The 1390-nt window shown below is 67.7% G+C and carries 2 protein-coding genes; both read right to left on the bottom strand.

Annotated features, from left to right (window positions below):
• Nucleotides 1-61: 61 nt before the first annotated feature.
• On the bottom strand, nt 62-898 hold the full coding sequence (metF, locus tag B2W70_RS11835; protein WP_286745919.1) for a methylenetetrahydrofolate reductase [NAD(P)H]: 837 nt from the start codon (nt 896-898) through the stop codon (nt 62-64).
• Nucleotides 899-924: 26 nt separating this feature from the next.
• Nucleotides 925-1390: SAM-dependent methyltransferase (locus B2W70_RS11830; protein WP_286745917.1), on the bottom strand; the 466-nt coding region annotated here is incomplete at its 5' end.

The raw sequence follows: 1390 nt of genomic DNA, 5'->3' as shown, positions 1-1390 counted from the left end.
CGCGCACGCTGCGGCTCGTGCGCGCAACAAAACGGGGTCAGGGGGCTTGCCAGGAGCCCGTTCAGGCTGTCAGGCCCAGGCGCTCGCACAGCGCCTTGACCGTGGTGGCCTGGTTCATCGTGTAGAAGTGCAGGCCGGGCACGCCACCGGCACGAAGCTGGTCGCACAGGTCGGTGACCACGTCCAGGCCAAAGGCCTGGATGGAGGCCTTGTCGTCGCCAAAGCCTTCCAGGCGGGTGCGGATCCAGCGCGGCACCTCGGCGCCACAGGCGTCCGAGAAGCGAATGAGCTGGCTGGCGTTGGTGATCGGCATGATGCCCGGCACCACGGGGATCTTGGCGCCGGCTTTCTCGGCGTCTTCAACGAAGCGGAAGTAGGCGTCGGTGTTGAAGAAGTACTGCGTGATGGCCACGTCGGCACCCGCCATCACCTTGGTGACGTAGGCCTTGAGGTCGGCCTGCGGGTTGCGGGCCTGCGGGTGCATCTCGGGGTAGGCGCCCACCTCGATGTGGAAGTGATCGCCGGTTGCTTCGCGGATGAAGGCCACCAGCTCGCTGGCGTACTTGAACTCGCCGAAGCCGCCGTAGCCGCTGGGCAGGTCACCGCGCAGGGCCACGATGCGCTTGATGCCATCGGCCTTGAACTGGGCGAGCTGCTCGCGCACGCTGGCCTTGCTCGCGCCGATGCACGAGAAGTGGGGCGCGGCGTCGAAGCCTTCGGCCAGGATGGCGCGCACCGTCTGGATGGTGCCGTCTTGGGTGGAGCCACCTGCGCCGTAGGTGACCGAGCAGTACTCGGGCTTCAAGGGGTAGAGCTGCTGGCGCACGGCGGCGAGCTTGTCCACGCCTTCGGGCGTCTTGGGCGGGAAGAACTCGAAGCTGATGGGCAGGGAGGTCATGGGGTCACGCGAGGGATCTGGCTGATTCAGGCTTGGGGCGTCTCGGTGGGAGACTGCGCCCAGATGAAGAACTCGAGGTTGCCGTCGCCACCGGCGATGGGGCTGGCAAAGCCCTTGTGCACCTTCCAGCCCAGGTCGGTGCAGGCGCGGCGCACCATGTCGCGGGCGCGGGCGTGCTGGGCCGGGTCTTTGACCACGCCGCCCTTGCCGACGTGCTCCTTGCCGACCTCGAACTGCGGCTTGATGAGCATGACGACCTGGCCACCCGGCTTGAGCCAGGGCCCCAGGTGCGGCACGATTTTGGAGAGGGCGATGAAGGACAGGTCGGCGACGATCAGATCGAAGCCATCGGCCGGGGCGTGCTCGCGCAAGGGGCTGTCTTCGAGCTCGCGGGCGTTGACGTTCTCCAGGCAGACCACGCGGGCGTTGGCCTTGAGCTTGTCGTGGAGCTGGCCGTGGCCGACCTCCACGCCGACCACGCTGGCCGCGCCT

Origin of the sequence: Aquabacterium sp. UBA2148 (assembly GCF_002328915.1) — a bacterium.
GTDB lineage: Bacteria > Pseudomonadota > Gammaproteobacteria > Burkholderiales > Burkholderiaceae_C > Aquabacterium > Aquabacterium parvum.
This window is presented reverse-complemented; position numbering and strand designations above follow the sequence as displayed.